5 protein-coding genes and 1 pseudogene are annotated in these 5,527 nt (G+C 66.4%); 2 read left to right on the top strand and 4 right to left on the bottom strand.

All coding sequences use genetic code 11. The annotated features are described in order from the left end of the window. Positions 1 to 341, top strand: a pseudogene (locus QOC69_RS12950) (alcohol dehydrogenase); the annotation flags it as partial. Positions 342 to 362: 21 nt separating this feature from the next. Further along, positions 363 to 1,856: an aldehyde dehydrogenase family protein gene (locus tag QOC69_RS12945; RefSeq protein WP_526440039.1), complete on the top strand. Its 1,494-nt coding sequence runs from the start codon at positions 363 to 365 to the stop codon at positions 1,854 to 1,856. 42 nt (positions 1,857 to 1,898) lie between these two features. Here QOC69_RS12945 and QOC69_RS12940 read toward each other — a convergent pair whose 3' ends face one another. From QOC69_RS12940 to QOC69_RS12925, 4 genes are all read right to left on the bottom strand, one after another. Then, the gene (locus QOC69_RS12940; RefSeq protein WP_526440037.1) at positions 1,899 to 2,612 is read right to left on the bottom strand and encodes a GntR family transcriptional regulator; all 714 of its coding nucleotides are present in this window, start codon (positions 2,610 to 2,612) and stop codon (positions 1,899 to 1,901) included. A 112-nt stretch (positions 2,613 to 2,724) separates the two neighbouring features. Continuing rightward, positions 2,725 to 3,528 (bottom strand): enoyl-CoA hydratase/isomerase family protein, encoded by an 804-nt coding sequence (locus QOC69_RS12935; protein WP_526440035.1) that lies wholly within the window; start codon positions 3,526 to 3,528, stop codon positions 2,725 to 2,727. Next, the gene (locus tag QOC69_RS12930) at positions 3,525 to 4,598 is read right to left on the bottom strand and encodes an acyl-CoA dehydrogenase family protein (RefSeq protein ID WP_526440033.1); all 1,074 of its coding nucleotides are present in this window, start codon (positions 4,596 to 4,598) and stop codon (positions 3,525 to 3,527) included. The genes QOC69_RS12935 and QOC69_RS12930 overlap by 4 nt, the downstream gene beginning before the upstream one ends. After that, positions 4,595 to 5,527 (bottom strand): acyl-CoA dehydrogenase family protein (locus QOC69_RS12925; protein WP_526440031.1); only part of this gene is annotated, 933 nt, incomplete at its 5' end. The genes QOC69_RS12930 and QOC69_RS12925, both read right to left, overlap by 4 nt.

The raw sequence follows: 5,527 nt of genomic DNA, 5'->3' as shown, positions 1-5,527 counted from the left end.
GTCGACCATCGACTGTCCTGCAGGCGACCGCGGCGACAGGGCTCGGCGGGACGACGGTACTCATCGGCGCAGGCAAGCCCGGCGACACCGTCACCTTTGATCTGTTCGCGCTCCATCGCGAGAAGCGCCTCCTCGGTTGCGGATACGGCTCCGCGCAGGTGCGGCGGGACATCCCGAGGCTCGTCGCGCTGGCCGAATCCAAGCAGCTCGATCTTGCCACGATGGTCTCCAAGTCCTTGACGATCGCCGACGTCAACACCGCGTTCGACCTGATGACCAGCGGCGAGGTGATCCGGTCAGTTCTCCGTACGTCAGGGCCTTCTGCAAACGGCAACAACTAGTAGGGATGAGAGTCGAGCAACGTGGCACTTCAAGTCATCACCGAAACTCGCACGAACGCTGAGAGATTCGCCAACGACCAACACGAGAACTTCATCAACGGAGAGTGGGTTGCCGCGGCGGGCGGCGCGACGCTACCAGTGGTCGATCCCGGTCGGGGCGTCGAGCTCGGCGCAGTGGCCGCCAGTGACGTCGCCGACGTGGACCACGCCGTGTCCGTAGCCAGGGCCAGCTTCGACAGTGGCGTCTGGTCGCATGTGGCGCCCGCGGATCGCTCGCAGATACTGTGGGCGATCGCTGACGGCATCGCCGCTCGCGCAGAGGAATTCGCCGAAGTCGAGGCGTTGGACAATGGTATGCCGGTGACCGCTGCGGTGATGCACGTCGGCAACGCCGTGCAGTGTTTCCGCTACTTCGCCGGTCTGGCCGACAAGATCTTCGGACACACCAGCCAAATTCAGGCCCAAGGGCAGGAGTTCCTGGGCTATACGGTCAAGGAACCGATCGGGGTCGCCGCCCTGATCGTCCCCTGGAACGCGCCCCTGCGGCAGACGGTGTACAAGGTGGCGCCGGCGCTTGCGGCTGGATGCTCGGTGATCCTCAAACCCGCCGAAGAGACGTCGCTCTCGGCACTCAAGCTCGCCGAGGTGATCGCGGCGGCCGGCGTGCCGGCGGGCGTGTTCAACGTGGTGACCGGCGAAGGGGTTCCGGTCGGCTCGGCGCTGTGCGCGCACCGCGATGTCGACAAGGTGTCCTTCACCGGATCAACGGAAGTGGGCCGCCTCATCGTTGCGGCCTCGGCGGGCAACATGAAGAAGCTCACCCTCGAGCTGGGCGGAAAGTCGCCGCTGATCGTGTTCGGTGACGCCGACCTGCCGCGTGCCATTCCGTCGGCGGCGATGTCGATCTTCGGAAACTCCGGGCAGGTGTGCAGCGCCGCGTCTCGACTGTTGGTGCACCGGTCGGTCCACGACCGCGTCGTCGAGGGAATCGCGGCGTTCGGCTCCCGGCTCCGGCTTGGATATCGCACCGACGACGTCGATCTCGGGCCGCTGATCTCTCGAGCCCAGCTCGACAAGGTCAGCTCCTACGTGGACGGCGCCCGCGTCGATGGGGCAGCCGTGGTAGCCGGCGATCAACCGATCCCGTCGGAGGGCTTCTTCTATCGCCCGACCGTTCTCGCCGGCGTCCACTCCGAGATGGCGGTCAACCGCGAAGAGATCTTCGGACCCGTCCTGAGCGTGCTTCCCTTCGACGAACCCGAGGAGGCGATCGCCATGGCCAACGACACCACCTACGGGCTGGCCGCCAGCGTGTTCACGCGGGACGTTGGACTGGCACATTGGGTCGCGGGGCGATTGCGGGCCGGCCGAGTCGGCATCAACGTCCATGCGATCACCGACTTTTCGATGCCAGGAGGTGGCTACAAACAGTCCGGCTGGGGACGAGAGAACGGACCGTCTGCGGTCGACCCCTATCTGGAAGTCAAGGCGGTCTTCACCTCGTTGGCGCACTGAGCGCTGATGTCGCTGCGCCGTCGCCCCCGACGGCAGCGCGTGCTATCCGACGCTACGGGCGGATGCCGGAGGATTCGGCTCGCCTTGCAGCCGGGCCAGCGAACACCGAAGGTGTCGTGCCATCGCCTCGCCGGCGGCATCCTGGTCTCGGGCGGCGATGCTGGACAGTATCGACCGGTGTTCGTCGAGCGCCTCTCGTGCGCGTTCCGGTGAGCTGCCCGAACGCAGCCGCGCAATGCGTAGCTGAACGTGAAGGTCGGTGCCGGTGCGCTGCAGGTAGGAGTTGTGGGCCAGTTCCAGGATTCGCAGATGAAAATCCGAGTCAGCGGGGTAGGCCGTTGTTGGATTGAGTCGCAGGAATGTGTCGACCTCCTCGACTTGTGTACTGAGTTCGGCGATTTGGGCGTCGGTTGCCCATCGAGCTGCTCGCCGCGCTGCCAGGCCCTCGATGACCGTTCGCGCCTCGTACATGTCTTGAATGTCCTCGACGGCGATCTCGCGGACGAACGCTCCGCGGTTGCGTCGGAATTCGATCAGACCTTCGGCGCCCACGCGCTGAATTGCCTCGCGCAGTGGCCCGCGGCTGATCCCGAGGGTCGCCGCGAGCTCGGCTTCGTTGATTCGCACGCCGCCGGGCATCGAGCCACTGACGATCATCGTGCGCAATGCGTGGACCGCTTGATCACGCAGGGAGAAACGGGACAGCTTGGGCGCTCCGCCTCGCCCAGCAGCTGCGGACGAACCGTTTTCCGCCATGGTGTCCCTTTCGATGGCGAACAAGTCTGCTGTTATTTGTCAACAGTTGAAAGTAGTCTATCAAGTCCGCGCCGACCGGCCATCGAACGAGATGGCGGTGACGGACGAGGCCTCATCGCGTACCGCCAGGCGCCGTCGAGGCCGGGCTCCACCCGGCGCCGCCCTTACGGGCCATTGACCACATCTGCACCCCGCGCTCCAGTTCGATCGCGGCCGCCCACGACACCGCATTCGGGCCCAGCTCCAAGACCGCACTGCGCTTGATCCGACGCGCGAGTGCGGGATCGGCTGCTGCACCACAGACCAGCGCAAGGGCCTCGTCGCCGAGGTCTGGCTGCGCCAACGCCTTCCACGCGGCGCCCAGTCGCACCGCCTGGGTGCCGGTGACCGCGTGTCCGAGGACCCCGAGCACCATCGCTTGCTGGCGATTGAACACCCGGCCCAACAACGCGAAGTGCCCGCCTCCGGGATGGATGTGGCGGTTGACGAAACCAGACTCCAACGTGGCGTCGGGAGTCACCAACATCACGTCAGCGGCCAATGCAAGGTTGAGGCCGGCGCCCACCGCGCCGCCGACCACCACCGATACCGTGGGCACGGGTAGCGATCCAAAATCCACGAACGCGTCGTACACCCTCGACACACTCGCCACCGCCTCCGGCGAGGCGGGCGCAGCCGACGCGGCGGCGAGATCTCGAGTGTCGGCGCCACTACAGAAGTAGTCACCAGCAGCATCGATGATCGCCGCACCGATCGACTCATCGCCGTCGACGCGAGCACAGAACGCGGCGATCTGGTCGGCCATCGACGCGGTGATGGCATTCTTGCGGGCAGGATTGTCGAGCGTGAGCCGGCCAACGCCGTTGGAGAAATCGGTGATGACCTGCCCCGGGGGACTGCTCGAGAGCGCGGTCATCGCGGTGTGGACGCGCCGGTCAACGTTGACGTGGTGTCTGTAACCACCGACCAAATCTCACCCGAGGACTCAGCGACGTGGTCGGCGAGTCTCTGTTGCCAGACCAGTTCGTTGCCGAACTCTTCGCGCCAGGACCACAGGCGCCGTGTGCACGCTCCCAGAGCATGTTCGCGGCTGAACCCGATCGCGCCGTGAAGCTGATGGCTGACCGCGGCGATGCGGCGGGCCAACGACGACGCTTCGGCCTTCGCCGCTGCGATCGTGACATCGGCGTTCGAGGGACGGTCGCGCATCGCGATCGCGGCAGTGTCTGCGGCCATCTGCACCGTGGTGACATCAGCGGCCAGGCCCGCCAGCATCTGCTGGACGGCTTGAAATTTGATCAAGGGTCGTCCAAATTGCACCCGCTCCGCGACGTGACGAGCCGTGAGCAATAGCGCGTGCCCCGCCGCCCCGGCCATCTGGTTGGTACGGCACACCGCACCGAATTGGGTGGCGCGCAGAGCGTCCCAACCATCCGGAAGGCACGCAACGGCCGAGGGTCGAACGCCGTTGAGCACCAGGTCGTCTCGGGGCTCGCCCGCGACGTTGCTGCCAAACTCAAGGGTTACCCCGGCGCAATGCGTGTCGAGGATCGCGACCGCCGGCTGGCCGTCGGCATGGACGAGGAGAACCACCCAGGTCGCGTGGCGCAGCCACGGGACCCGCGGGACCCGCCCGAACAAGACGCGCTCGGCTCCGGAATCGACCCTCACCCCGAGAGCGGTCGAGGCAGTGACCACCGAGCCGGGCCACTGCAGGCCCGCCGCGCTGAGCAGTGGACCCGCCAGCAGCAGAGCTTCCCCGAGCGGGACGTTGGCCAGTGCGGCGGCCCCGAGCGCAGCGGCCGCATCGCAGATGTCTCCGCCGCTCCCACCAAGGTCGGTGGGCACGGTCAGGGTGGTAAAGCCCAGTTCGTCGAGCGCGCGCCATACCGCCTGGTCGATGGCACCGTCCGGAGCGTCATCGACACCCACTCGCAGGACGACGTCCTGGACGGCGGAGCGGACCGCATCCAAATGGCCCGTCACGTCTGCATGGCCTTCGCCACCACGGACCGCAGCACCTCGTTGGTTCCGCCGCGCAACGTGAATGCAGGGGTATGCAGGACAGCGTGAGCCAACAACTGGCTGAACTGGTCGCCGGTGACGTCGGGCTCGATGTGCGCGAAGGCGCGGACGGTCTCGACGACTTCGCTTTCGAAGACGGTGCCCAAATCCTTGACCATCGCCGCCGCGACGGAGGGGTCCTCCCCGCGGGACAATTGCAGGGCGATGCCCAGTGACATCTGCCGCAACATCGCCATCCGGGCTACCAGGCGACCCAACGCCAAGCGCGACGCCGGATCGGTCCACGTGTCGGTCCGCGACGCCCACGCCCGAAGCAGGGGCAAGGTGCTGAGGATCCGCTCCGGACCCGACCGCTCGTTCGCCAGTTCGCCAACGACTTGTCGCCAGCCCTGCCCACGTTCCCCGAGCAGCGCTGTGGCCGGAAGAACCGCGGCATCGAGGACGACCTCGTTGAAGTGGTGACCGCCATCGATCGTGATGATCGGTAACACCTGAACCTGGGGATGGGGAAGGTCCACGACGAACTGCGACAGCCCCCCGTGGCGGTCCTCGGTGTCGTCGGTGCGGGCCAACACGACGAGATTCGTCGCGACGTGGGCGCTACTGGTCCACAGCTTGGTTCCGGTGAGAACCCATCCGTCCGTGACCTCACTGGCCCGGGTCCGTACGGAGGCCAGGTCTGATCCGGAGTCGGGTTCACTCATTCCGATCCCGAAGAATCGCCAGCCTTCGACGATCCCGGGAAGGTACTCGCGGCGTTGCTGCTCGGTGCCGTTGCGAAGGATCCCCGGCACCATCTGACGATCCGCAACCCAGTGCGCTGCCACCGGCGCACCCGCGGCCAGGAGTTCCTCGGTGACCACGAAACGCTCCAAGTCTGAACACCCGGG

The sequence above is a fragment of the Mycobacterium sp. genome, from assembly GCF_032162105.1.
In the GTDB taxonomy this organism is placed as follows: Bacteria; Actinomycetota; Actinomycetes; order Mycobacteriales; family Mycobacteriaceae; genus Mycobacterium.
The sequence above is the reverse complement of the archived record's forward strand: the minus strand, read 5'-3'. Positions and strand labels throughout refer to the sequence as shown.

Excerpts from the sequence above, each read along its gene's own strand:
- QOC69_RS12940 (WP_526440037.1), bottom strand. The coding sequence starts at position 2,612 with ATGGCGGAAAACGGTTCGTCCGCAGCTGCTGGGCGAGGCGGAGCGCCC.
- QOC69_RS12935 (WP_526440035.1), bottom strand. The coding sequence starts at position 3,528 with ATGACCGCGCTCTCGAGCAGTCCCCCGGGGCAGGTCATCACCGATTTC.